The organism is bacterium SCSIO 12844 (assembly GCA_024397935.1).
GTDB lineage: Bacteria > Pseudomonadota > Gammaproteobacteria > Francisellales > Francisellaceae > M0027.
This window is the reverse complement of the sequence record CP073743.1, coordinates 752,819-778,993: the sequence shown is the minus strand read 5'-3', so window position 1 is coordinate 778,993 and position 26,175 is coordinate 752,819. Positions and strand designations below refer to the sequence as shown.

At 31.1% G+C, this 26,175-nt stretch carries 29 protein-coding genes, 1 tRNA gene and 2 pseudogenes; 7 read left to right on the top strand and 25 right to left on the bottom strand.

Going from position 1 to position 26,175, the window contains the following annotated elements; all coding sequences use genetic code 11:
* Nucleotides 1-12 precede the first annotated feature (12 nt).
* The gene (gene coaE, locus KFE69_03770) at nucleotides 13-627 is read left to right on the top strand and encodes a dephospho-CoA kinase (protein ID UTW43270.1); all 615 of its coding nucleotides are present in this window, start codon (nucleotides 13-15) and stop codon (nucleotides 625-627) included.
* Here the strand turns inward: coaE and KFE69_03765 are convergent.
* The gene (locus KFE69_03765; protein ID UTW43269.1) at nucleotides 607-1,905 is read right to left on the bottom strand and encodes a hypothetical protein; all 1,299 of its coding nucleotides are present in this window, start codon (nucleotides 1,903-1,905) and stop codon (nucleotides 607-609) included. The two genes, coaE and KFE69_03765, sit on opposite strands and share 21 nt — an antisense overlap.
* Before the next feature lie 128 nt (nucleotides 1,906-2,033).
* Nucleotides 2,034-3,341, bottom strand: coding sequence for a hypothetical protein (locus KFE69_03760; GenBank protein ID UTW43268.1), 1,308 nt, complete (start codon nucleotides 3,339-3,341; stop codon nucleotides 2,034-2,036).
* Between the two features lie 257 nt (nucleotides 3,342-3,598).
* On the opposite strand from KFE69_03760, the gene KFE69_03755 reads away from it, so the two are divergent.
* Nucleotides 3,599-3,675: transfer RNA gene (locus KFE69_03755), tRNA-Arg, on the top strand.
* 300 nt (nucleotides 3,676-3,975) lie between these two features.
* Here the strand turns inward: KFE69_03755 and KFE69_03750 are convergent.
* From KFE69_03750 to KFE69_03735, 4 genes and pseudogenes are all read right to left on the bottom strand, one after another.
* Complete coding sequence (locus tag KFE69_03750; protein ID UTW43267.1) at nucleotides 3,976-4,188, bottom strand: hypothetical protein; 213 nt, start codon at nucleotides 4,186-4,188, stop codon at nucleotides 3,976-3,978.
* A gap of 62 nt (nucleotides 4,189-4,250) precedes the next feature.
* Nucleotides 4,251-4,628, bottom strand: a pseudogene (locus KFE69_03745) (transposase).
* Nucleotides 4,629-4,715: 87 nt separating this feature from the next.
* Entirely contained in the window at nucleotides 4,716-5,000 is a 285-nt protein-coding gene (locus KFE69_03740) for a transposase (protein ID UTW43266.1), read from the bottom strand.
* 70 nt (nucleotides 5,001-5,070) lie between these two features.
* A complete protein-coding gene (locus KFE69_03735; GenBank protein UTW43265.1) occupies nucleotides 5,071-6,540 on the bottom strand; it encodes a hypothetical protein in 1,470 nt (489 codons plus the stop codon).
* Nucleotides 6,541-6,966: 426 nt separating this feature from the next.
* On the opposite strand from KFE69_03735, the pseudogene KFE69_03730 reads away from it, so the two are divergent.
* Nucleotides 6,967-7,247: pseudogene (locus tag KFE69_03730) on the top strand (type II toxin-antitoxin system mRNA interferase toxin, RelE/StbE family).
* Nucleotides 7,237-7,542: a helix-turn-helix transcriptional regulator gene (locus KFE69_03725; protein UTW43264.1), complete on the top strand. Its 306-nt coding sequence runs from the start codon at nucleotides 7,237-7,239 to the stop codon at nucleotides 7,540-7,542. The pseudogene KFE69_03730 and the gene KFE69_03725 overlap by 11 nt, the downstream one beginning before the upstream one ends.
* Nucleotides 7,543-7,555: 13 nt before the next feature.
* Here the strand turns inward: KFE69_03725 and KFE69_03720 are convergent, their stop codons facing one another.
* The 8 genes from KFE69_03720 to KFE69_03685 are packed head-to-tail and all read right to left on the bottom strand — an operon-like array spanning nucleotide 7,556 to nucleotide 13,278.
* Nucleotides 7,556-8,218: a phage baseplate assembly protein V gene (locus KFE69_03720; GenBank protein ID UTW43263.1), complete on the bottom strand. Its 663-nt coding sequence runs from the start codon at nucleotides 8,216-8,218 to the stop codon at nucleotides 7,556-7,558.
* Nucleotides 8,219-8,220: 2 nt separating this feature from the next.
* Entirely contained in the window at nucleotides 8,221-8,697 is a 477-nt protein-coding gene (locus tag KFE69_03715; GenBank protein ID UTW43262.1) for a hypothetical protein, read from the bottom strand.
* A complete protein-coding gene (locus tag KFE69_03710; GenBank protein UTW43261.1) occupies nucleotides 8,697-9,200 on the bottom strand; it encodes a hypothetical protein in 504 nt (167 codons plus the stop codon). Before KFE69_03710 ends, KFE69_03715 begins: the two co-directional genes overlap by 1 nt.
* Nucleotides 9,181-9,501: a hypothetical protein gene (locus tag KFE69_03705; GenBank protein UTW43260.1), complete on the bottom strand. Its 321-nt coding sequence runs from the start codon at nucleotides 9,499-9,501 to the stop codon at nucleotides 9,181-9,183. Before KFE69_03705 ends, KFE69_03710 begins: the two co-directional genes overlap by 20 nt.
* On the bottom strand, nucleotides 9,501-9,686 hold the full coding sequence (locus KFE69_03700) for a hypothetical protein (GenBank protein UTW43259.1): 186 nt from the start codon (nucleotides 9,684-9,686) through the stop codon (nucleotides 9,501-9,503). Before KFE69_03700 ends, KFE69_03705 begins: the two co-directional genes overlap by 1 nt.
* A gap of 10 nt (nucleotides 9,687-9,696) precedes the next feature.
* The gene (locus tag KFE69_03695) at nucleotides 9,697-11,571 is read right to left on the bottom strand and encodes a phage major capsid protein (GenBank protein UTW43258.1); all 1,875 of its coding nucleotides are present in this window, start codon (nucleotides 11,569-11,571) and stop codon (nucleotides 9,697-9,699) included.
* Nucleotides 11,546-13,030: a phage portal protein gene (locus KFE69_03690; GenBank protein UTW43257.1), complete on the bottom strand. Its 1,485-nt coding sequence runs from the start codon at nucleotides 13,028-13,030 to the stop codon at nucleotides 11,546-11,548. Before KFE69_03690 ends, KFE69_03695 begins: the two co-directional genes overlap by 26 nt.
* The gene (locus KFE69_03685; GenBank protein UTW43256.1) at nucleotides 13,030-13,278 is read right to left on the bottom strand and encodes a hypothetical protein; all 249 of its coding nucleotides are present in this window, start codon (nucleotides 13,276-13,278) and stop codon (nucleotides 13,030-13,032) included. Before KFE69_03685 ends, KFE69_03690 begins: the two co-directional genes overlap by 1 nt.
* A gap of 160 nt (nucleotides 13,279-13,438) precedes the next feature.
* Between KFE69_03685 and KFE69_03680 the strand changes: the two genes are divergently transcribed.
* On the top strand, nucleotides 13,439-13,684 hold the full coding sequence (locus tag KFE69_03680) for a hypothetical protein (GenBank protein ID UTW43255.1): 246 nt from the start codon (nucleotides 13,439-13,441) through the stop codon (nucleotides 13,682-13,684).
* Between the two features lie 143 nt (nucleotides 13,685-13,827).
* Here KFE69_03680 and KFE69_03675 read toward each other — a convergent pair whose 3' ends face one another.
* On the bottom strand, nucleotides 13,828-15,132 hold the full coding sequence (locus KFE69_03675; GenBank protein UTW43254.1) for a transposase: 1,305 nt from the start codon (nucleotides 15,130-15,132) through the stop codon (nucleotides 13,828-13,830).
* 89 nt (nucleotides 15,133-15,221) lie between these two features.
* On the opposite strand from KFE69_03675, the gene KFE69_03670 reads away from it, so the two are divergent.
* Complete coding sequence (locus tag KFE69_03670) at nucleotides 15,222-15,413, top strand: DUF2065 domain-containing protein (protein ID UTW43253.1); 192 nt, start codon at nucleotides 15,222-15,224, stop codon at nucleotides 15,411-15,413.
* Nucleotides 15,414-15,663: 250 nt separating this feature from the next.
* Here the strand turns inward: KFE69_03670 and KFE69_03665 are convergent, their stop codons facing one another.
* From KFE69_03665 to KFE69_03645, 5 genes are all read right to left on the bottom strand, one after another.
* On the bottom strand, nucleotides 15,664-16,257 hold the full coding sequence (locus KFE69_03665; GenBank protein ID UTW43252.1) for a hypothetical protein: 594 nt from the start codon (nucleotides 16,255-16,257) through the stop codon (nucleotides 15,664-15,666).
* 283 nt (nucleotides 16,258-16,540) lie between these two features.
* On the bottom strand, nucleotides 16,541-16,960 hold the full coding sequence (locus KFE69_03660; GenBank protein ID UTW43961.1) for a transposase: 420 nt from the start codon (nucleotides 16,958-16,960) through the stop codon (nucleotides 16,541-16,543).
* A gap of 39 nt (nucleotides 16,961-16,999) precedes the next feature.
* Complete coding sequence (locus tag KFE69_03655; protein UTW43251.1) at nucleotides 17,000-17,332, bottom strand: hypothetical protein; 333 nt, start codon at nucleotides 17,330-17,332, stop codon at nucleotides 17,000-17,002.
* A 298-nt stretch (nucleotides 17,333-17,630) separates the two neighbouring features.
* Nucleotides 17,631-19,031: a hypothetical protein gene (locus tag KFE69_03650; GenBank protein ID UTW43250.1), complete on the bottom strand. Its 1,401-nt coding sequence runs from the start codon at nucleotides 19,029-19,031 to the stop codon at nucleotides 17,631-17,633.
* Between the two features lie 91 nt (nucleotides 19,032-19,122).
* Nucleotides 19,123-19,491, bottom strand: coding sequence for a hypothetical protein (locus tag KFE69_03645; protein ID UTW43249.1), 369 nt, complete (start codon nucleotides 19,489-19,491; stop codon nucleotides 19,123-19,125).
* A 46-nt stretch (nucleotides 19,492-19,537) separates the two neighbouring features.
* Here KFE69_03645 and KFE69_03640 point away from each other — a divergent pair, with 46 nt between their 5' ends.
* Nucleotides 19,538-20,635 carry an IS4 family transposase gene (locus KFE69_03640; GenBank protein ID UTW43248.1) on the top strand — a complete coding sequence of 366 codons (1,098 nt, stop codon included), beginning with the start codon at nucleotides 19,538-19,540 and terminating at the stop codon, nucleotides 20,633-20,635.
* Here KFE69_03640 and KFE69_03635 read toward each other — a convergent pair.
* The 5 genes from KFE69_03635 to KFE69_03615 all read right to left on the bottom strand — a co-directional run bounded on the left by KFE69_03635 (nucleotide 20,628) and on the right by KFE69_03615 (nucleotide 26,091).
* A complete protein-coding gene (locus tag KFE69_03635) occupies nucleotides 20,628-21,551 on the bottom strand; it encodes a hypothetical protein (GenBank protein UTW43247.1) in 924 nt (307 codons plus the stop codon). The two genes, KFE69_03640 and KFE69_03635, sit on opposite strands and share 8 nt — an antisense overlap.
* A gap of 61 nt (nucleotides 21,552-21,612) precedes the next feature.
* Nucleotides 21,613-22,140: a PadR family transcriptional regulator gene (locus KFE69_03630; GenBank protein UTW43246.1), complete on the bottom strand. Its 528-nt coding sequence runs from the start codon at nucleotides 22,138-22,140 to the stop codon at nucleotides 21,613-21,615.
* A gap of 214 nt (nucleotides 22,141-22,354) precedes the next feature.
* On the bottom strand, nucleotides 22,355-23,053 hold the full coding sequence (locus tag KFE69_03625) for a hypothetical protein (protein UTW43245.1): 699 nt from the start codon (nucleotides 23,051-23,053) through the stop codon (nucleotides 22,355-22,357).
* Between the two features lie 133 nt (nucleotides 23,054-23,186).
* Nucleotides 23,187-24,692: a hypothetical protein gene (locus tag KFE69_03620; protein ID UTW43244.1), complete on the bottom strand. Its 1,506-nt coding sequence runs from the start codon at nucleotides 24,690-24,692 to the stop codon at nucleotides 23,187-23,189.
* Between the two features lie 133 nt (nucleotides 24,693-24,825).
* Nucleotides 24,826-26,091: a hypothetical protein gene (locus KFE69_03615; GenBank protein ID UTW43243.1), complete on the bottom strand. Its 1,266-nt coding sequence runs from the start codon at nucleotides 26,089-26,091 to the stop codon at nucleotides 24,826-24,828.
* Between the last annotated feature and the right edge of the window lie 84 nt (nucleotides 26,092-26,175).

The following is a 26,175-nucleotide window of genomic DNA, read 5'->3' as shown; positions in this document are numbered from 1 at the left end:
GATTTTTTTCCTATGCTGGGAAATTTATTTTGTGTCAGTATAACAGGTGGTATTGCCAGTGGCAAAACGACGGTACTTCAACTGTTTAAACAATTAAATATTCATACTGTTTCTGCAGATCATATCGCAAGAGATATTGTTAAGCCAAATACGCATTTATTAACTCAGATTATTCAATATTTTGGTGATGGTATTTTACAATCAGATGGTACATTAAACCGCAAAGCATTAAGAGAAATTATCTTTATATCCCCACAAAAGCGACAATGGCTCGAAAATTTATTGCACCCTGTTATTCGAGAAGAAATTATAGCCCAAGCTAAAAAAAGTCAATCTATTTATTGTATTATTGATATTCCACTTTTACCTAAAACTCATTCATATGACTATCTGGATTATATAATTACGGTTGATTGTTCTATAAATACTCAAATTACACGCTTAATTAACCGTGATAATACATCAATTGAAAAGGCTTACCAAATCATTGATTCACAACCTAAACGAGCAGAGCGATACTTAATCTCTGACTACATTATCCAAAATATAAATGAAAAAAGCATGCTCAAACCACAAGTAGAGTCCATTCATAAACATTTATTAGAATTAGCTAATAAAGTCATCTAACTTATAAGATTTACTATTATCTGCTTCTTTTTCGTTGCTACTATAAGTATAAAAAGGGCTATTAGAGTGCATAGCTTCCCTAGCTAAAACTATCTCTTGTTGTGCAGATTCAATCATTAATGATTTCGATGGATGGTGTTGTACCAAATAGTCTTTACCATGATTAATATGAGTAATAATTTTCCCTGGAATTCTTTCTATATAGGCATCTGCAATATGTTTAAAAATCGTATTTTCAAAGTTTTTTTCTACTTTTTCAAAGGCAATTCCTTTGATCATTGAAACTGTTTTTATAATACTGCTATATGCTTGAGACATTGCTTTTGGATCAGAATGCATTTTCGCCCAACTAGCGGCATAATATGTTTTTTCAGATCGACTGATATACTGTTCTTCTCCTCTTTCACCATCACTTTTATAATCATCATCTTCTACAACTGCTAAATAACAACCACTTAAACCAATTGCTTGCTCTTTTAGTGTTACCTTAAGGTCATCCTCTAAATCATAACTAGCTAACCAATGATTAAGGCCATAAATCACATGTATGCCTGCACTTTCAATATTACTTGGTTTTGCCGTCCAACTAAGTTCTTTTGATTGTAATGGGTGAACTGTTACTTCCTTATGATAAGTCACACCATCTGTACTTAGCGCAAACGTGTTATGATTCCAGTCTTGGTGCCAACTACTATTTGGATTACTAACGCCATCAGCACACTGATTTGGTTTATGTTGAAACTTTCCATCAACTAATCTTAATGTTGGATCTTCATTACATTCTAAAATAATGCCAGACTCAAAAACACCTAGCCTACCGCCATGATATAAATGATAGGTTTGTAAAGCATGGCATTCTCCAATAATTGGATGACCTAACTCACGATGACAATGGATTGCGGTTAAATCTGCCATTTCTTGTGCTGTTAATGTTTCAGGCTTTGCTATATATAAAAAAAAGTCACTGCCTAGTTTTCTATTTCTATGATCTGAATAATTTTGACTAGAAAGTCGATCCCAACCACCTGAAGGAATAGCTAAAGCATCATGTTTTTTAACTATTTCTCTCATTTGATCAACATATCGTTGCTCTTGGGCATTTAAATCATTTTCCTTAAGCCTTTTTATCCACTGTATGCCTGTTAGCGTATAATTAATACTTTCTCTTTGAATAATTGACCTTGGAGCCTCTTGAATTACTTCATTAGGCGCTAATGTATCAAAAAAAAATTGACGACGTACTTTCTCATCCTGATTGACTACTGTATGAAATCTCAATTTTCTATACTCACTTATACATCCTGGTTATCAAAATTAAACATAAAAAGTTTGATTATTATACTAGCTAAATTTAATCCATATTAAAATAACTAAGTTTCAAACCTAATTATTTATTAAAGAATTGATCAGACTAAACTATATGCCTTATCTCCACTTAGTCCATTCTTTTTATCCATTACCCTATCTTCAGCATAAAATAAACATCCAGGATTACCATCTGGCTTAACACCTAACATTAGCTGATTTCTTTGTCCTAATTCATTAGCACCACATCCAAGTTCAGCTGATTTTGAAGGATGGTATTGTGTTAAATAATCTTTATTATTAGCAATACGAGAAATAATACCACCTGGAATTTTTTCTATATATGCTTTTGCAATATAATTAAAAATTGTCTCTTTAAAGTTTTTTTCTACTGCTTCAAAAGTAAGACCTTTTAACATAGCAACTGTATTTATAATACTTTGATATTCTTTTGACATATCATCCGCTGTATCATGCATTTTTGCCCAATTTGCTGCATGATATATTTTCTCTGACTTACTGGTATAGTCACCCTTTCCTCTTTCACCATCACTTTCATAGTCTTCATCTTTTTCAAGTACTAAATAACATCCACTTAGCCCTATATTTTGCTTTTTAACTGTTACTCTAAAGTCATCTTCTAATTCATAACTAGCTAACCAACGATTCAAACCATTAATAACATGTATACCACTACTTTCAACTTTACTTGGTTTTGCGCTCCAAGTAAGCTGTGTTGATTGCAAAGGATGTGATGTCACTACTTCCTGATAGTCAACACCATCTGTGCATAAAGCAAAAGTGTTATGATTCCAATCTTGATGCCAACTACTATTTGGACTACTAACGCTATCAGCACACTGATTTGGTTTATGCTCAAACTTTCCATCATTTAACCTTAAGCTTGGATCTTCGTTACATTCAAGAATAATACCTGCTTCAAAAACGCCAAGCTTACCTCCATGATATAAATGATAGGCCTGTAAACCATGACATTCACCAACAATTGGATGTTGTAACTCTTTATGACAATGGATTGCTGTTAGATCTGCCATTTCTTGTGATGTCAATGTTTCAGGCTTTGGTAAGTATAAAAAGAAATTACTTCCTGCTTTTCTATTTCTATGTTCTGAGTAGTTTTGACTAGATAAACCATCCCAACTACCAGCTGGTATTGCTAAAGCATCATATTTTTTAGCAATTTCTCTCATATGATCGACATACTGCCGTTCTTCAACATTTAAATTATTTTCTTTTAGCTTATTTACCCATTGAACACCTGTCATATGAACGTTAGGATTAATAATTGGTTGTGGTAATTCAATTGTGACATCATCTGAAGCTAATGAATTAAAAAAAGGTTTACGATACTCAAGATCATCCATATCTATCACTGCATGAAATTTCATAGCAACCCCTTATATTTAACTTTTAATCAACAATTAAAACATAAAATAATCAAATTTATTGTCAAGCTATTTATAGCATACCCATGGATTATCTTGAATATAATATACACAATTTTATAAACTTATCCCTCAAAAAGGATAGGATAAAATAAATTAAACCCATTGATAGACGCTTCACCACATTAATTAGTAAAAATCATCAAAAAAGCGTTGACAGTATCACTAAAGATCAATAGAATTGACCTCGTTTTCACGACGCGCCCGTAGCTCAGCTGGATAGAGTACCTGGCTACGAACCAGGCGGTCGGAGGTTCGAATCCTTCCGGGCGCGCCAAAATTTTTATATTATACTTCAATAATTTATCTAACATTTTAACTAACCAATGTTAACCTAAATTTTATTTAAAGTTAACGTATAGGTAACAAGAATTTCTGACTTTTTGGTCTATTTTAATGTTAACTGGACAATCGTTTGGTATCCCTGTTTGCTCAAACTATGTGTAGCAGTCTTTACATACCACTGTTGCGGAATATCATCATGCAAGCCTTTAATACTAACTGGTACCCCAGCAATGATTTCTGGGTTCCCAACTATCGTAATATTTAGTGTATCTGTATCTTGTGTGTAATCATCTCATACTTTTTTTGCTATTGCTTTTGCTACTTGTTCATTTTCATACGTGTATGACAATATAAATTCTGGTGGGCCGTTACCTATTGTTACCTGTTTAGTTTCTGCTGTATCTATATCATGATATTTCGCTGTTATACTTCTAAATTTAGCCTCTCGTTGGGTTGAGTATGTTAGCTGTGATATCTGATCTAAGCTTAAACTTATTTCTGGCATATCTTCATCTTTAGTATTTTTATCTTTTTCATTTAGTATAGCTAACTCAGTATAATATGGTCTTATTTAAATAGTTCATCAATTGTACATTGTAACCTTCTTCTTAGTTTTTTCTTTTTTGCCCACTGTCTTTCAATAGAATTTAAATCAGGTGAGTATGGCGCTAGGTATTCAATAATATGACCAGATTGCTCTATCAGAAGCTGTGTATCATGGCGCTTATGAAATGTGGCATTATCCATAACAATAACACAATTTTGAGGAATGTTTGGCAATAAGCAATATTCTACCCATTGATGAAATACATCAGAATCAATATTACATGTAAATAAAGTCACGGCAACTAAAGCAGCAATTACATTGGTTCATCCTTTAGCTCCCCAATCATGTTTACCATAACATCTTTGCCCTATTTTTGAATAACTATGCATCCTAGGCATATCATGAGCAAAACCAGACTCATCAAGGGGTATAATAGTTCTTCCAGCTAATTTGTGCTCATTTATTCGTGCCTGAAAATAAGTCGTTTATCTTCGCTTCTTTTGGGATGAATTAGTGTTTTTTTTATTACTTATTTTTAGTTTCTTTACTGCATAGGCTATCCCTGAAGCACTACAGTTAAAATCATTGGCGCGTTCATAATGGTAAGCATCTGGCTTTGAATCAATATGCGCTTTTAGAGCTTCTAAATCTATTTTAGTTGAGGATCTATTCTTCGTCGTTTTAAGCATTGGATTTTTAAGCCAGTGTTTCAATGTTGTGGTACCAATACAAAATCGTTTAGCAGCTGAGGATATTGTTATGCCCTTCATAAATGTTACCTAATTTACCTTTATATCCATATGGTAAGGCAAAAGGGATTGGAAGTTTGGGTAAGATAAATTACCCCATTCCAGGCATTTTGGGGGCAGGTTGTTGCTCTTTAACTTGATGCCATTGATCCCAAAATAAATGTTGAGGGTTTGATTGAATTGGCTGATTTCTAACTTCTTTATCTCTTGGATAAAATTTATTTAAAGAATCTTTAAATAATTTATAACTAGGTGAATTTGCTTTTGTATCGTCAATATATGCATACTGAATTTGCTCTTTTTTAAATCCTTGTTTATGGAAAGATGTAAACATTCGTTGATATTCTTTCTCAGTATTGGCATGAATATATATATTACTACCTTCATTTACCATTGTTTTAGCAACAGCTGCCATAGTGTCTGCAGTTTTTTCTGATAGTTCATTTAAGCTTTTATCAATGATTTTATCTTTTGTTACTTCGATATCAACTTTCTTTGAAGAGCTAGTAATTTTAAACTTCTCAAGATCAGCCACATCTTGAGTATCGCCTCCTTGACCATTCTTGTAACCAGTAACATTTTTACTTTTTAAACCAGTACTTTCTACTGCCTTACCCATTTTTGTTTTTAAGTCGTTAAAATTTTTAAATTTATTTGTATCTTTGAAGACTTCTGATGAATCAAATGAAATAGACGTAAATTTTGTATAATTATTATGAAACTCTAAAAAATCTGTTTGCCACTGAGGTCTAGTATCGTGTTTAGTTTTTTCTATTAACTCTGCAAGCCTTTTTCTTGTAGCATCATTTATATTTATATAAAGCTCTTTGCCATCTTTTATTTGACTTAAATCATGCTTTTGTTTAGCTTCACCTTTTGCCTCTCCAATTGCAATATCATCCGCTTTTTTAGGATCATAAAAAATTTTTAAGTCCTTGATTTCTTTTCCTTCTACATATTGTTTAGCAATATATAAATCTCGAAAACTTTTGTGCCAAATTTGTTTTTCAGCTTCTATTGCTTGATAAAAGGTTTTTACTTGACCTTCAGATATCAATAGATTATATAAAAATTGTTCCTCAAAATCGCTTTGCTCATCCTCAGAATACAAGCTTTCTTCAAAACCCTCTGGTTTTTGGTCAGCAATACAAAAAATTCTACTTTTATTGCTAAAAAATAAAGTATTTTTTACTTTAGTTATATCTTCAATACTTTCTAGCTTCTCATTATTTTCTGCTTGTAATTTTTGTTCATAAGCATCAATAAATGTTTTAACCCACCCTACTTCAGATAACTTCTTAGATTGATTATCCTTTTCATCTAGTTTTTCTACTAAAAAATTATAAAGAGCATCTTGATATTTTCGATTTTCATCGCCTACATCTTTAATTTGTGTTAAGCCACTTTCTACTTCTGTATAGTCACCTACAGCTTCATGACTTAATTGAATTTTATCTTCATTACTCTTTGCATATAATTTAAGGCCATCTGTACGCCAATTATCCTGATCTTTTAGGTGTTCTAAATTTATCACCTCAGCTTCATTATATTTAATTGGCATCAGATGCTCTCCCCTATAATTACTTTAAATTGCTTTATTTGAAAATCATTCTGTTTATAACTTAGTCAATTCTACAACTAAGGTTGTTAAATTGATTTAGGATAAAGTACCTATATTTTCTTACTCAATTTCAATACACCAAGGCATTAAAACAAATGCACGTCATCAATTCTCAAGAAATAATATGATAAATTAATTTACTTGATCACCCTCAAAATCTACCTGATTTAAACTTTAGGTAATTATATGAAAAGTGAAATTTTAATACTGATAAGATATATTACGTATTTTTATGACAAATCTAGTTATTATTCATTTTGGCCTAGAAATATTGCTAAGTAGATTAATTTAATGTTTTTTACAACTTCTTGACAAATACTCATCATATGAGTACAATTAAAAATAACAAATGATGGAAAATATGAAATGGAAGCTTACAAAGTAAATTTAAGCAAACAAGCTAAAAAAGATTTACAGAAAGTACCATCTCATATTGTTAAAAAACTGAGATTATGGGTTAGAGATATCATCACCTTTGGCCTAACAGAAGTAAGAAAAACGCCTGGTTATCATGATGAGCCATTACATGGCAAACGTGCTGGCCAACGTTCAATCAGACTAAATAAAGCTTACAGAGCAATTTATACTGAATATGATAACGGCAAAACTATATTGAAATTGATGAGGTAAATAAACATGAGTACTAACACATTAAAGTATTTAGATAACCTAATCGATGAACCAGAAACCATTGGTAACACACTACTTGCTCTACGCAAATGTGAAGAAATATCACAAGCTAATTTTGCTAAAAAAATTGGCATTTCAAAGCAACAGTTATGTGATATTGAGCATGGGCGCCGTCCTGTTGGTGTGAAACTTGCAATTAGTTTTGCTAAAGCATTAGGAATGAACCCTAAAACATTTGTTACCCTTGCTTTACAAGATGTTGTTAATCGTGAAAATTTACACTATAAAGTTGAACTGCATGGTGCTGCTTAACATCACAACCTCTTTATTTAACTGGATTTGAAGTCCTCCCACCGCTATCCCCAATATGCGTATGTCCAACTTGCGAGATACCATTAGCAACCACATCATCTGAAACTAGTACTTTACCTTGAATCATGGCTGTTGCTCCGCCATCTTGGTTAAAGCCATTCATACCTTGCATATAAGTTAAGCTTCCCTGTATTAATAAATTACCGGTACATATTGTATTAGGTGCATCAACTTTAACTTGAAGTGGTGTTTTAATATCAATATTACCATCGAAGGTTACGTTTAAATTCTTAGCACCAATGACTTCAACATCACCAACACAATCAACTGTTACCTTACTTTTTTCATAGTTATAACTAACTGTCGTACCATCTTTATAGACGGTTTTTTGCTCATTTGGATTTAAAGTCGGCTGGTTTTGCGTATAGATTGCTGATAGTACAACACCATTATTAAGTTCTCCTGAAGGGCTTAACACAAGTACTTGTTCGTTTATTGATGGTTTCCACCATGTTTGACAGTCACCCGTTCGTTGAGTTAACCAAAGTAGCCAACCTGTAATATTATCACCTAACTTTATACGTAATCTTGTCTCATTAGTTTCAACCACGGTACCAATTCTAATTAAATTATTTAAGCGTCTTTGCATATCGACTAAATGCTGTACTACATCCATCACTACACCAAATTATTGTTAATATTTAATTCAACATCGGGTGAAATACCGTTTAATTGATAAATAGAATCACCACAATAAAAGCGAGTAATAAATAAAATCTCCCAAGCAACAAAACCATTAACTTCAGGCGTAAAATAGTCTTGATTACTAGAGATAACCTCGATTAACTCAATCTGCTCACTCAAGTAATTTCTATGTAAATAACTTGCAACCGCCAATGCTGCATCACGGATATTTAATTGTGCAAGTGATGTGTCATTAAAAAGAAGCCGAATGTTAAATGTACAATCAACCGCTTTTAAATCTGTTGTCACTCTCGGTGTAAAGTCAAACTGCTGTAATGCTAGATTACCAATGGGTAATTGAAGCTCTTTTAAATCTTGAATATTAGGATATAGTTGCCAATTAATTTGCGGTAACTTATATTTTAATTTTGATAAGATAAACTCCGTTAATTCTCGTGTGTTATTAAGCATTAATTAACCCCATATTTAAACTTTAATAATTGCCGAAACTCTTTTTCAAAGTATTGATAAAAATAATATGGCAATAGCTTTTGTAATAGATTCTCTGCCTGTTCATCAATCTCAACTGTTGCACGTTGACCTGATTCTCTTAAACGAACATAACCGCTTTTAGTAATATAGGCATTACTTGCTGTAATACCTTTAACAACAACATCAGCTCCAATACGCTTTGGCCTTCCTAATTTATCAATTGGTAAATCATTTAAGCCAGCCCAGATTTTCCATGAACCTTTAGTAACAATCGTCTTATAAACAAAAATACGTTTTCTAATTAGTTTAAGTGGTATATCTAGTTGATTAGCAATATCATGTGCAACACGGTTTGATGATAGTCTAACAGCTCTACCAACTGACTGATGATAGGCATTTTTAATTTGCTTTTCTGTTGCCTGAATATCATTAATCGCCTCAGCAATACTCATCGCCTCTTGATCAGAAATCGATATAGTCATTTTCTACCACATCACTTAAAACTAACTTTACTAACCCAGAACCACTTAATAATTTATGTTCAACCTGATAACTTTGTGCGCTTTTGATTAATGTAATGACATCATCACGCACTATCTTATTTCGATCATCGTATCTTAACCAAGCAATGGCAGAACAATTCTTATATTGCGATAAACCAAGTACATGAATATTATCTACTACCTCATGCCTAACTGTAATTTTATCACCCGTTCTAACAATCACTGCAGGCTCGCCAGAATCATTAAATAAGCAATTAAAGTTCTCAAGATACTGTGCCACTATTTAGCACTCTTTTTATTATCTGCTTTTTTATCTATCTTTTTATCGTCAACTTTTTCCTCATAGGGTTTAACCAAATTTCGAGTAACTAGAAAATCATATTCAGCCTGACTCATATCAACCACATCATTAACTTTACGTGGTTTTCCCGCTGCTATAATTGATCGTAATAATACTGCTTTCATATCTTCCCCCTCAAGCTTGTTTCGTTGCAATGGCAAATGATTCTGGACGACGTACGGCAATATCAACACTTTGCATTACCGTAATACGTATCGCCCCTGATTTATCTAAACTAAATGGGTTAACCGTTAAACGTAATCCATCCCAAAGGCCAATCAACAACTGACTAAAATCACCAAAAATAATTTGATTAGGTTTAATCTGATTTGTTACTTCTACTTGATAACCATTAATCGTATTGCCTTGTTCCCAGACAGTTAATTCACTATCTGGTAGCCTTGGTGTTGTCTTAGCTGCACCTCTTAATGATGGATTAATCAAATAGCGCATATTGGCAACATCCGCATTTTGTAATGCAATGCTTGTCTCTAAATCGATATAGTCTTTTAAAGATGGATTTTCACCTGCATATTGTGCTGCGGTAATACCACTGACACCCGTTAACCCTAATGGTTGAAAATCTGCACCTGTTCCATATAGAGCTGCCGTATCAATACCTTGTGCTACTGCTGCTAGTAAATCATTTCTCACCATTGTCTCAGCATCAATTGAACTATTGGTTAATAATTCTCGTGATATCTCTAAAAATACTCCTAATCTTTTTGCTGATAGATGAATCTGATCAACGGTTAATTCACCTTCACCCACATTTTGTTTTTCACCGACCCAAGTGATATTAGAGCCTTGTGTTTGTCTTGGAATTGCAATATTACCCCTTAAACCTGATAGTCTCTGTGTAATATTCATCATAATTGACTTGTTACGTAAAAGATCAATAAAGCTAGATGCTCTTAGTTCAGTTCCAACTAATGGCGCACCACCATTAGCAATCGTAAAATCTCTTTGTAAGATATCATTCGGAATAACAAAATCACCGTCATCATAAATACCCATTGATCTTTTTGCTGTATCTGATGCTTCAAATTCAAATTTTGCTGCTTCTTGTGCTTTTAGACTTAGTGGATTGCTCATTGCACGAATCGCTCGTGTTAAACTAAACTCTCTAGTTTCTTTTTCACTCATACCAATGTTACTGGCACAAGATTTAACTGCATCAATCTGTGGGCTTTCCTTTTCTAACTGTCTTAATCGCTCTTTCTGTTGAGATTGAACATGCAGCATTAAATCTTTCTGAAACACTTCAAAGCTTGAACCATTTGTAAGATAGCTTCTGGCAAATTCAGCTTGATTAAATTCTCGTGCTAGCGCATCAATTTTATCTCGTCTGCTACTTTCACTTTTAACACCATCATCATATGAACGTGTTTGTACTTTGTTATCTTCATTGACTGCTTGACTCATTTTATCCCCCTCATTTTTGGACTTTACATTTGAATGATTTAAAACTTCTTTTAGTTTATCTGTTTCTTGATTGTCAGTTTGGGCAAGATTACGACCAATACCGACACTAATATCAGCTGGCACACTAACAAGTGATATCTCAAATGGTTGCCATCTTGTAGCAATCACAGCTTTATTATCATTATCAGCTACCGCCTTTTTGACACTATAACCAACAGAGACATTAGCAATAATGCCATCTTGAATATCCTGAAAGAAATCTTCAGCTTCTTGACGTTTTGAAAATTTAACAACGGCTCTTGCCTTGTTACCGTCAAGATAGGCTTCTTCAATCACACCAATCTGACGATTCCAATCATGATTAACTAATAATGCGCCTTTATTATTAAGCCTTGTTAAGTCAATTGATTCAGTACGATGATCTAGTACTTCTGATGCATCTTGCCAACGCTGATACGGTGTATTGCTTGAGAAACTTAACTCAACCGTACGCTTTTCAATATCAATCTTACTTTTTGTTGCATTAAACTCATAATCGCGTGTCAGTATTTTACTATCTTCAATCATCTTTAAGTAATTCTGCATCATCTACCCCCTCATTAATTTGTTTTTGGATGGTTACTTGCTCAGTATCTGTAGTGAAACTTAATATTTTATTTAGCTTTACTTGATGCTCCGCATCTGCAATTTGTTGAGCATATATTTCTTCTACATCACCACCAGCATTGATAATTTCTTGTGAAGTACTAGTTGTTTTATTATTAATATTCTCGGTTGTGCCTTTGGCATCCTTAAGCGGGTCAATCCAAGGAAAATTACGCGTTTGAAATTTAACGGTATCGATTAACTGATTAAAAGTAATCTCACTGATATTACCTAATCTACCTGACAGATATTCAACTTCTAACCAGCTTTCAAATACAGGTCTTACTAATGAATCAATAATTAATGTTTGCAGCATTCTCCATGCATCACGTTCATTCAATAAACCTTGTCTTGCACTAGAGTAATTGACATTACTTAAATCATTTCCCAAATTAATATAATTAATGCCATAACCTAAACTTGAGCTAATCGCTTTTAAAATAGATTCTTTAAATGGTGCAAAAGTAGTACTTGGAAACTGACTATTGAATGTTGATAGCTTATAGCCTGGTTTTAATAAATGAAACTGCGCACGATCATCAACGGCTTTCATTTCAAATGAATTATCGTATGTATTATCATCACGATCAGCTAATGCGTTATAATCAATTTCATTTTCTGGTAAATTTAAAAAGCCAACACTTTTAGCATTGCTTCTTGCATTATCAACGGCTGATGTTTCAAATTCTTTTAATAAGCCAAGACGAATTAATGCTGTTGCAATCGATGAAATACCACGCTTTTGACCTACATATTCAGAAATAAAGCCATGAATAACATTTTTAGCAGGTATTCTTTGAGTACTTTCAGTATCATCCGTTAAATAATAGGCTATTGGCCTACCAAAGCGAGTAACTTCAATACCATTGATGATTTTTTTGCCATTTGCTAGCGTTGCACGTTTAGTCACATCAATACGTGAGTTATCAATTAGCTGTAGTTGCAATTGACCATCAATCACATGCTTAATAATAAAAAATTCACCATCTCTTAATAATGATCTAACACACAAAAGCTGAATATCGATAAAAGATAAGCTACCAGAGACATCACAGTTACCTTTTCTAGCCCAACGGTTAAAAGCAGCTTCAGTTAAATCGTTTAGTCGTTTTTGTTTTGTTTTACATTGAATACGTATGCCTTGATGACCAATAATATTGGTACAGGCTTGTGAGATATAACCTTTGACATAATCATTATTGGCATAGGCTTCACGCGCACGTCTTAAAATAGCACTTGATTGGCCTTCAATTATTTCATCGACATTGCCCCCTGTAAAAACATCACGTAATAGCTGTGATGTTGCTGATTCATAACCACGGTTATATATTGGTGGTAAAAAATGATGAATATTCTTGTTAACTGTCTTATTGCGCTTAAATCTTGATAATAACTTCATTACATCACCCTAAAGCTTGAAGTGATGAAATTAGATTGCTGTTTACCTGACTTAATTCTTTCAAGTGAATCTATAGCATCTAAAATTTTTCTTTCTTCAGCACGCAATTCAGATAAGTTTCGATAACCAACTGTACTCCCCCCAGCAGCATAAGATGCAACCCCACCATTACTTAAAAGCTTACTAATTGATGATCTAATATTTTCAAGCTCTGCTTGTTTTTGTTGTAGCTCTTCTTCAATATCCATACATTCCCCCATATCTTAGGGTTATTGTATGAGATTAATTAAGGTGAGTTTGGGTAAGATTGAATTAAGCAAAAGGTAGCATTTAATTTATAGATACCTTTAAACAGAATAATTCATACTACACTATAAATACCATGATTATTAAAATAGATATACTTTCATGAATAATGTAAATATGAATTTAAAACTTCGTCCTATTAGATTTGTATTTTTAGTACGACCTACAGATCAAAAAAATATTCTTGAGATCTTTAAAATTAATACATGTTTATGGGGAGGTATGTATAACCCAATAATTCCATACTTCAAAAAAAAACCTAATTGGTGGGAACGTGATAATATCCACTCTGAAAGTGCTAGAGAGATTATCAACGGTTATTTAGATTTTTCAGCTATTCCCGCTTAATTTTTCATTTAATTATTAATTCCATTAGCATTCTCATTGACAATACTTACCGCTACAGCATATGCACCGTATATTAGATTTTTATGTCTCATTAATAAATAACCGGGTATAGTTAAAAACACGATGTTCATGGCAAAATATAATTAACCAGTGTCGATGATCAATTGGGCTTTAACTTTTCCTGATAGGTGTAAATATAGCGCTTCCCAACTATTAATCTGTGCTATAAAAAAAGCACTTCTTATTCTGTCCCATAAACGACTTCTTGTCTCTAATTTTTTTAATGCCGACTTAAATAATGGACAGCATAGTTCTTGAATTTGATCTACCAAAAATGCCAATAGCATCAAAAAGCCAAATACTGTACATAAGTTGTTTGCTCCATGACCAAAATTGTGTTCAAAATTATACCCTTGATTTTTTAATGTATTAAATGTCTCATTTTCAATTTTCCAGCGTGCACGTGCTCCTGTCATTATTTTAAATACATTGTTTGAATTAAGATCAAGGTCTGTCACCCAAGTAAAATGCTGTACTTTACCTTTTTTATTTGTCTGTTTATAAGACAAAAAGTTAACCTTAATATCACTTCTAGTTTCATTTAATTCAGCTTGATTAACCCACTCAAATTCATGTTTAACACCCTCTAGTGACATCGACAAAAACTCGGATTTACTTGCTTTAACCCAGTCAAAAAGCCAGGTATGATCACTTGGTTTTACTCCTAGAATATAATGAATATTATGTTTGTTTAGGTCATCAATATGAGGGCCATTGGCATATAAGGCATCTTCAACAAAAATCATTGCTAAGTGCGGGTGTTCTTGGCGAAGACGTTTAATTAAACGTTTCGCTGCATTTCGCTCACAATCATTTTTCTTTGTTCCATCACTTTTAATAATTGGCTCAGGCGCTAATGGAATCACTTGCTTTATATCAGGATGTACAATCGAAGCACACAACATTTGATGATAATAAGTTTTTGTTCCATTACGGTGATGTTTTACACAGCAATTATCACAATGCACTTCATGTGATGAAAACATCCCTGTGCCGTCACTGGAAATCAAATAATAATCATTATAAAAACAATATTGCTCTAGAACTTTACCTCTTTGTAGATTGCTTAGTAATGCATTAAATGACTGACGTAATTGAAGATAATCAATTTCATCTAAACGTTCACGTAAATATGTATCACATGGCACTTTTTCAACTTTATATAATGAGCTAATATTATTTTTAACCAAACTGCCCTCTGATCGCATATCTTTATCAAATTTAAGTAATGAAGGATACTTCATTCCAAATACTGCCATGCCACACATCAAACAATCAACAAGTGAGTAAATGCTGGATGACTTCCTATCAGTAGCTTTTGCAAAGCTATTTCTTAATGTGTGTAATAAACCTGGTATAGATAGATGTTTTTTAAATTGATTGTTCATTGTAAAATAACTAGGTTACGAAAAATAAATATATGATCGGTCTAAAAGTCTTTATTTGCAACCCGTGTCATTAATAGCGGGAATTGCTGATGAGTGTTAAAATCTTTTTAATTGCCATTGGCATTGTGCTTATTATCGAAGGACTATACCCTGCATTAGCACCTGAAAAATATCAAAACTTCTTAAAAGAAGTGATTAAATTGAAACCACAAACATTGCGTATTATTGCAATTCTCATGATGGTTGTTGGGCTTTTGATTGTATTGGGATTTGGAGGTTAGCTAATGCATAAATCTTACGAAAAGAAACTCTCTTAATAATTCAATGGCAATGGGAGTTAATTTTCTTTTAAGCACTCTATTCACTTTAGAATAAATAAAGTATATACCTTAATTATGCTTTATTTAATCCGAATTATCCACACTCTTATTCCTAATTTTCCATGAATCTATTCCGATTTTTCCAATACTTTATCAATCTTAGCTTACTTGCGACTATCTTGATGATAATGGTTTTTTTGATTGAGTCACTCTAAAGATCATTATCCCCAATTTCTAGAGCACCATAGGAACTAGAACCACTACGATTATAATCACCCCCCTGTATTTGTGCATCTTTATCAAGAAATAAATATTTTTGACTCATTTTTTTTGCAAGTTTTGCACTTTGTGGTAGTCCGCTCTTTGAACTAGGACGTCTGTGTTCATTAATAATATCTGCATTATCAACCATTATATGAAATATTTTATTATTTTTTTCGTATTCTAGCATATCCTTTGTACAACATGTATTATACATATCTCTATACACTAAAAATTTGTTGACTAATACCGAGTCGTCACACACTGTATTACGAAGAGAGTACCCACCAGTGTTACTATTGACTGGCAGTAAATCCAGAAAAATTTTGCTTTCGTTTTTTTCATTAGTATAAATTTTTCCACCCTTAACTAATTTAGCTCGAGCGCTAGTAGACGGTGTCACTGGTAGTCTTGTTTTTTTATTTACTACCATATCCAATAATATTTCATCTGCATACTTAAGCAAACTTTTTTTAATTGATTGATTTCGATTTGATACCATTTTTTCTTTAGTCAAAGTCTTACTTTTATCAAACAAAGGCATGCAACCCTCCAAAATTTAATTTTTAGTTTTTACCTACAATATCATTAAATACTGTCATTTTACCGATGAAGTTTAAAAATCAATTTTATAATCAGTAATTTTTATATCTTCATCCGTACAACCTATACAGTAAAGCAAAGGTTTAATTTTTGTAATAGTAAAAATTACGATATCAATCATCATTAAAAAAATATTATTAGTCTTTTACATTAACTTTTCATTTCTATAATGTGACTTTTAATTTTATACATAACCTTATATACTCTGTACACGACATATCTCCTTATAGCCCTTGATTCATAGCCCTATCCATCCCAACATCAAATATTTGAAGTGTTATTTTTGTCAATATTCTCAGCTGCGCTCCTCGCTTAAATAGTTTCTCACTAATCCAATTTAAACCATATCTAAATACACTATGTTGAGGACGCCCATGCTTTTTGATTATAATTTTCTTTTCATTATTACAACGCCATTGCCCAGTAAGTTGAGCCCAGCAGAAAGCAATAGTTAGTAAAGCGATCATTTGTTTAATTCGTTTCCTATGGGTAATATGAGTATCTTCAAAGTTAAAACCTCTGGATTTTAAACACCCAAATAATGTCTCTATTCGCCATCTAATTGCATAAATGTCAACGGCTTCTAATGGATTATGTTTAGGTAGTTTTTTATTACTAATTATAATTAGATAATCACCTTCAATTTTTGCCCCAGTTACAAATACTTGATGGACATAAAGTAGTCATTTTCCTTTAAGTAACGTTGCTTCTTGAAATGATAAGTTTCTAAATAAACGAGCAATTTCGGTAGTCCCATCTTTTGGGTCTTTTGTTTTATTATTTCTTTTGATTCGTATGTAAAAAGCCAATTGTCGAGCTTGTAAGTAACTGACCCATTTTTTCCCTACAAATTCTTGATCGCCTAAAATACCAGCAATATGTTTTATGCCAAAAGCACTAATGAAACGCTCAATTAAAGCAATACGCTCTCGAGTTGAAGAATTACCGCTTTTATTAAGCGAAAGCCAAAATATGGGGATGGCTATTCGTTTGTAAGCTATACAAAGAAATAACACGTTTAATATTACGATCTCCCCATTTCCAATTAGTTCTATCTAAAATTAAACAATGTTTGCCTTGGTTAAAGCCAAATAGGGTGTAATGGTCTCATTACCAAGGTAAACTGTCGGATTAATTACCAAGCTATTTTGTTGTGTAATCTTCTGAAAAAATTTGTCTATCACTGTTTAAAATCTTAAACAGATATAACCTAAGTGATAATCGTTTTAGATGATTTTGGTTTAACATTTGATCAGATAATAAACTATTCTTTAACTCCACTATCACGAAGTAGACACCCAATCAATAGATTAATTAAGAAGAAAGCATTGAAAGCACACTCTCAGATCTAGTCTTTCTACGTTTGTTAGCGAGTTCATTGAAGAGTAATTGTACATCCATAGAGTTCTGGTTTTGATGGCTTACTTTATCCATATCAATAGATTTACGTTTCTTTGATTGTAACGTGTCTAACAATGATGCTTGCTTCTCATCAAGCTTAGACGGCTTATTTAATTCCTGAGCTTCGCCTATAATTCTCTTTAATATATAATAATTAACCTCTAGCTTATCCTTGTCTAAAGCCAAACTCGATAAGTCTTTATATACAGTCTTCACAAGAACCTGGCATAAATGCTTATCACGATTATTCTTCATATTTTCAATTGCTTTATTCACCTTATTACGTATTTCATAACATTCTATATATTGGTTAGCATATTGTTCTCTTTTGTTTTCTAAATTATTCTTACTTTGATTAGATGAATTCGTATACCTATTATTTATAATTACATTTAATATCTCAGCATAAACTTTGTTGTAATCATCTGCCATATTAAATGAATGCTGTTCTTTTAAAGAGCTGGTCATATTATATGATAATTTTGTATATATTTTCTCAAAAATAATTTCAGCTAAGTTTTTTCTATTTTCATCCTTCATATTTTTAATTTGCTTTTTTGCCTTAGAGAATAGCTTATGACAGTTTTTGAACTCTTTAATACGTTGAAGACAACTATTAAGATACTCTTTATTATTCATTTGAGAATTGTTAACTGAAATATCCTTGAGGAGATCAGCATAAACTTTGTTTTGATTGTTTGCTAAGTCAAATACCCTTCGATTTTTTAGATCAGTATACATATTATTTGATAACTCTGTTACTATTTCAGTAAAAATCTGACTAACTAACTTATGTTGTTTCAAACACTTAATATTGTTTCTTGCATTATCCTTGAGTTTATAGAAATCCATACAATTTTTAATGCATGCAAAACGATTTATTAGGTGCGTTGTTATTTCATTAGCCTTGTTCATAATACGAAGATCTTCACCCTCAAGTGTTGCTTTAATCATTTTAAGCCTCGTCTTCATATCTTTCTTAAGGCTTTCAATATCAATTTTATTAATTTCCTCAGTAACAACTTTAAACTCTGATAAATTTGATATAGTACTAAAATTACTTAGAAAAAGATTTGCTTCAGTTGTGGTGGTTACTGTATTGGCACCATTAAATAAACCACGCAGAAAATGTCCAAACCTTTTAAAAAGACTATTTGCTTTTGTGGGAGTAAATCTCATTTTTTTGCTCACTCCAAGCAAATCAAATATATTATTTCTATATAGCGCTTTCGAAAAATTGATAAGGTTACACCAGTCTTTCTTTTTGATTTTATCCCAATGAGCAGCAATAAAGTCATGATCAATTTTTCCCATTACATGATATGACTTTTCTGGGTTTGTCTCTGAAGTTATTTTAATTTTGCCATAATTACAATTATGTAAATCTTCTTCTTGAAAGATAATACTAGAATATTATAAGAGAAAGAGAACCATGAGTCGATAGCTTCTCATCACGCCCCATGTTTACATAAGGTTTAAATTCACATAACTCTTTAGAAGCAATACCAATAATCTTCTTATTATTTTCATCAAAAATTAAGTTAGATATTGAAACTCGACTATCTCTCATCAAGGCTCTGTATAGCACATTAAATGCTACTTCTGCAACTGCATTTTCTTTTTCTTCTGTATGATCAAATAACTTAACAAAATAAGTAGTTCCAGGCTCATCTTTCTTGGTACATTGATGTACAATATGAGCTGATTTTTGAACATTTTCTTTATCTTTTTTCACACTACACGACAGTAACGGTGTAACCCATTGATTTTTCATTGTTATCGTTCATTCTTATAATCGCCAAAAAACAAAAAAGAGCGATATGATGAAACACATCAATGAATTACAACAGTCACTGAAGCACTATTTTAACTTATCTTTTTGGAATACTGAATGCCTAACTTACTTTATTATTGCCCTACAGATAATAAATGATGTTAATCTTTCACAAATTGCTAAATGTTTTCCATCAAAAGCATCAACTACGTCATGTTATAGGCGTCTTCAACGTTTTATCACAAGGTTTGAAATATCTTTTCTTAGCCTCTGGAAACTAGTCGACACCATTTTCAATCTATCTGATCAAGTCATATTATGCATGGATAGAACTAACTGGAAGTTTGGCAAGGTACATATTAATTTTCTAATGATTGCTATTGCTTATAAAGGTGTTGCAATTCCTGTGATTTGGTCACTGCTTCCTCAGCGAAAGAGAGGTAACTCAAAAGCCATTGATAGGCAGAGACTATTTGATCAACTACTTGAATTTATTCCTGCAACTAGAATTAAAACACTTTTATGTGATCGTGAATTTATTGATGGAAATTGGATAGCTTATTTGTCTAGCAAACAAGTTAAATTTGTTATTCGAGCCAAAGGTAATTATCTAGCTTCTAATAAAAAGATTTCAAAATTATTTCTAACTCTTAAAGCTTCACAAGCAAGAACACTTCATAATACAAAGTGTATAGTAGGCTGCGATTTATATGTTTCAGGACTGCGACTGCCTACAGGTGAATTAGTTATTGTTGTAACTAGAGAGTTTAACCTAAATGCACTCGATCAATATAAAATAAGATGGGAGATTGAGTCATTTTTTTCAGCTATTAAAAAACGTGGTTTTAATTTTGAGAATACCCACTTAACTGATATGCAAAAACTTTCAAGGCTTATGTTTGTTGTATCCATTGCATTAATATGGTCTTATCGTACAGGTGAAATATTAGAAAGCATTAAACCTATTAAAATTAAAAAGCATGGATTTAAAGCTAAGTCTTTGATTAAAATTGGTACTGAAACTATTGCTAAATCGCTAGCCAGAGCCATTAATTCTTCAGAGTATATCTGTAATATTATCAAAGCTACATTTAAACCTAAAATATCAATTAGTCAAAGAATGGCTCTGGTAGGTGTCATGTAGTGTGATCTTTTTTAAATTCTAATTCTTTTATAGATATCTTAAATTTTTCACTATGAATACCCTTTTGAATGCGATTTACTATCTGAGACTTACTACGTTCTTTTTCATCCTTATGACTATTATTAAAAGAATCATTATTGCTAGCTTTTGATTTAATTATATTTTTATCATAATCATTATAGACATTTTGAATATAAGTTCTTAATGAAGCAATCCAATTTTTTCCACTCACAAGTAATTTTAACTCATTATCAGTTATAGGCTTACCATTTATTTCAAGCTTAAGGTTCGTTAATTGTTTTTTCCTTTTATCATAATCTTCTGTACTATAAGCTTTTATAAATTTATTCAAGTCACTTAATGTAATGCTATGTATAATTTTTAGCAATAAAGTTGCTCTTTTGAGACCAGTTACTCCATGTTTATAATTAAAAAAACTTCCTTTTTGCTTATATAGCAAAATTGCAGTTTTACATGCTTCTAGTAAACGTAAATTAATATTTCTCTGATCATCACTACCCTTTGAAGCCTTATAATTAGTGTAATCAAATTCAACATAAGTTTTTAATGACTCTCTTGTATCATTTCCATTTACTAGAAGATTTATATCAGCATCAGTTAGCGGCTTAAGATTATTATTTTTTCTGTATTTATTTACAAAATGATGAATATAATTTGATATTACATTTTTCTTTCCTGAATAATAAGCTTCTATAAAATTTTCTAAATCTGTAAGAAAAATTTTATCATCATTTACCATATTATCTATGATACTCGATAATAATCTTGCTCTTTTAATACCTTTAGCACCATGCTTAAAACTTAAAATTTTTTCTTTTGTAGTATAAATATAAAATCTAATAGCTCTTTTAATAATATTGCCAACTTCCTTTTTATTCATCTGATCAGCTTTCATATTAACCCACCTTATCTATTTTTAATTATGTAATTAATATTTATAATATAATTTAAATATTTTATATCAGATACTTATCCAAATTATATTGATTATTTATCATTAGTTTACACCAATTAATCTTTGCTTTTAGCATTGATATATTATAAAGAATTATGATTTTTTCTGACCCTTGATTATCACTTAAATTTCTTTTGAGCATTTTGTCTAATTGTAATTCACTTTCTTGTCTTACTTTATTTATTAATATGTTAAATTGTTCTGAGTCTATATTATTACTAAAAAATATCTTCAAGAGCTCTTCATTCCTAATTAAATTAGTTGAGTCTGTCTGGTTTAACCAGTGTTTTAATAATTCTTTCCCTTGACTGGTAATCGTATAAGTAACTACATTTGGTCGTTCAGTAGTGCTAGATTTAACTAGATTTTCTGATGTTAATTTTTTTAAGCAAGGATAGATTGAATTAAACCCCTCACTCCAATTATCTAACATTTTATTAACAATTTGATGCTGGATTTCATAGCCTGTCATATGCTTATCCCATAACATCCCTAATACTGCATACTTTGTTTTATTTTCTTTTGGCATCATCTAGCACCTCTAGACTATTAGCTTTATGCTTTAGCTCAGTAAACTGACTGTTAAATTTATAAAAAAACGTCTAAGTCTTTATTTTTATTACATGATGAAATATTAACAATAATCAGAATCAATCATATCGTAAGAATTACGCTAATAGCTTATTATTAGAAAAATTAAGAAAACAAAATATTATTTGAGCTATGCTACCTTAATGCGCTAGTTATCTATCAAAGTCATTAGAATTATTGCTTTGATCTTGATCTCGATAATAAAATAGAAATTGATTATTATCATTTGGCTCTAAATTATTCTTTTTACTTATATTTAACTCGTTTTTTATTGTATCTATCAAGGTTATAGTATCAATATTCATTAAATTTTTTATTATATTATTAGCCGATAAATCAAGCTTTTTATGGTTATTTAATATTCTACTCCATTGAGTTTTATCTCCATCTTCAATATCGCCATCATAACCTTCATCATCATAACCTTCATCATCATAACCTTCATCATCATAACCTTCATCATCATAACCTTCATCATCATAACCTTCTTCATCATAACCTTCTGCTACAGTTTCAGAATTACTTTCAAAGTTAATAGATTGATTAATATTTTCTTCATTATCATCAATGTCTAAATACTTAGGTATATTATTCCCCAACATCCAATTTTGATACTGCAAATAGTGAGATAAATTAATTAATCGTTCACTTTTATTAGCATCTTTAGCATTCAATATATTTTTTATATCTATTAAATAATCATCTATAAGCTTTTTATCTTTATCACTATCTAATTTACTATTAATATTTTTTTTGAATAGTTTAACTTCATCACCTAGATCATAAGGCGGTTTATTTAATTCACTTAACTGATTTATGAGGTTTGTTTTAGCATCTCCGCGATATGGCATTTTATTTTCTCTTTAATTATTTATTTTGATATATTTTCACATCTAATCGTTATAAATTGAATGGTAAGAATTACGGTTATTTTTTATTATGAATTAACTTAAAAACAACAGAGGTAATAACAGTTAATTCTGTTTACATAGAGTTATCCACACTTTTATCTACATTACTAACAAAATCAAAAAATGGCATTGATGTAGATTGATTTTTTTGAGTATTTGATATTTTTTTACCACAAGTAGCTCCTATTAAAGAGCCAGTACTAGCTGCTGCTACTTTAACCTTTGCTCCAGCTAAAACCAATGGTAAAGAATATGGTACTGCTGCTAGAACAGAAGCGGATGCTCCCCCAATTACAGCTCCAGTTAAAACAGATTTAAATATTTTTGAATTTTTCTTTGAGCAAATATATTGCTTATTTTTACACTTAACTCTAATGGATGAAAAATATTTTACATTTTTTCTATCTTTATCACTCCACTTAGCAGGCGGCTCTTTTTGTCCTAGCGCAAATGCTCTTAAATCGCGCACTCTTACATCTCCACCAGATGGCCTTAACATTTTTATAAGAGGCTCCAATTTCTTATCATTATTAATAATTTTAATTAATTCTTTACATGAACTACCAACATGAAAGATGCTACTTTTTTTAGATACTACAGCAGCAAAGCATAAATCTTTTAATGAGTGACACTGATTAAATAACCCAGATCTAAAATCACTTATATGCGAACTATCTTTTAACTGCTTTTTAAGATATGCAAATGGAACTAAGAATTTTCTATGCTGATCACTTTTTTCCATATAGTCACTAGATAAGTCATGTTGAGTTCTCACAATATGTTTACAGCCTTTAACACTCTTTGATTGTTTCAAGTATGAGTTAAAAGTATTATTAAGCCTTGATTGAACCTCATCTAGTTTCTTTGTTAAGCTTTCATTTTTTGTACGTTTATTAGCTTCTCTATTTAAATTTAATTTATAAATATCATCACTAAAATAAGATAATGGGCCAAAATTTTTACTATTAGTTTCTCCTAATTTATTGCGAATATTTTTTCCATTTGATACAAACATGTGTTTTAAATCTTCAGCTTTATTTGCAACTGTATCACTAAGTAAAATAGCAATATTTTTTTTATTTATTTCAATTTCACCTTTATCATTTTTAGATTTTTCAGTCGATATAACTCTACGAACTTCAATGTTTGTAATAGCAGAATATACAATTTGTGCTAGCTCAAAATTATTATTTTTTAAAGCTTGTTCTGCAACATCAATCCAGAATGAATACATATCAGCAATATCTTGTGCATGATGATTAAATAAAATACTTGATACGATTTTATCAGATAAAAAGTTATTAAATTTAGCTAAATTTTTACGTACATCACTCTTATTTAGATCATCAAAATTAGCACCTTTTACAGCTTCATTAAACATATGTTTAGATAAATTATCTAAATACTCTGTAGAATTTTTAACATATGTATTATATTGCTCTTTATTATCTTTAACTTGGTTAAGTTCGTTTAAAATTGATTTATTATGCCTTTCAATATCTTTGATAATATAGGCATTATTATCATTATCACTGTATTGATGTTCTACAAAATTTTGAACTTTATTTAGATTTGGCATACATTATCCTCAAATTAATATTTTTAGAATCACTAATTCCCAGCCCTAGCTATAAACTGAAAGGTAAAAATTTTAGTTTTTATTTATTATTCAAAATGGCAACAAACAACAAGAATTAATATTATGATTTTTCTTAAAAATCCTCGAACAGCTTATCTATGTCCAAGCCTTTTTTATCATTTCCACAATTGTTACCAAAATTAAAGTATACTGGTCCAGGTAGTTTATTTATTTTTTTATTAAGATTTATTACAGCGTTAAGTGCGTTTTTAACATTGCTATTACTACTCTCAAACCGCTCTAAATCAATTTGTAAGTTATTACACTCACTAAAGAATTCTTTAAGTTCATCATCTCCCAAGCTGTTTAACATATCACCTGATATATTAATCTTTCCTTGAAGTTTACATGCATGAACTTTCAATACACTAGCAATAAACTTAGGATTAAAACCATCAGAAACAGTAAGACTGTTATTGGTCGTATTATATTTTGCTGTGATATTTTCATTTTGAATTACGTGATGACTATTATTATCTTCCTCTTCCACGTCATTATCATTATCATCACCATCGTTATTATCATTATTATTATTATTGTTGTTATTAGCACCGATACCATTTGCTTGCTCATTCTGAGCTTTTATTGAATAGGTAAAATTATCATTAATTTTTTCAACCTCAACGTTACTTTGTAATTGTTTATTTAGCGCCTTTTTTACATCCTGATAAAAACCTTCACTTTCGTAGCTTAGCTTTTCAACTGCATCAACAAAATTAAAATTAACAATCTTTTTCTTCTCAGCTACTTGACCAATTTTGTTATTATTATGACCATTAACACCATTGCTTTTTTGTTGCTGTTGCTGTTGCTGTTGCTGTTGCTGTTGCTGTTGCTGTTGCTGTTGCTGTTGCTGTTGCTGTTGCTGTTGCTGTTGCTGTTGCTGTTGCTGTTGCTGTTGCTGTTGCTGTTGCTGTTGCTGTTTAATATGTTCTATAAATGCTTTTTTAGATCCTACTATATTTAATAAATTATTTAATTCTTTTACGTCATCATCACTCACTTCATTATTATCTTTCAATTTTTTATAAATTGAATTAGCCTTTTGATCTAGTAAATTGATCATTTTAAATAATTTATCTTTAGTTATTTGTATTGTAAGCTCTTTAATAAACTTTTGGATTTCTTCATTATCGTCATCACGACCTGCTTTTCTAATAATTTTATGAACAAACCCAGAAATATAAGTCGAAAAGCCTTGGCTTTTTAGTAGACCTTCCTTATCTAAATTCGACAATACACCGGATAAGGATGGTTTACCATCATCAAAGTTCCCAGCATCCTTTTCCATGTATTCTAACCAAGTTTTCACTTGCTCTTTATTTAATTTAATTGGCATACCACAACCTCCAAAATATTTTATATATGTTTATTTAATGGTAAATTTTATTACTTCTGATTAATATCGTAAGGTTTACGAGAT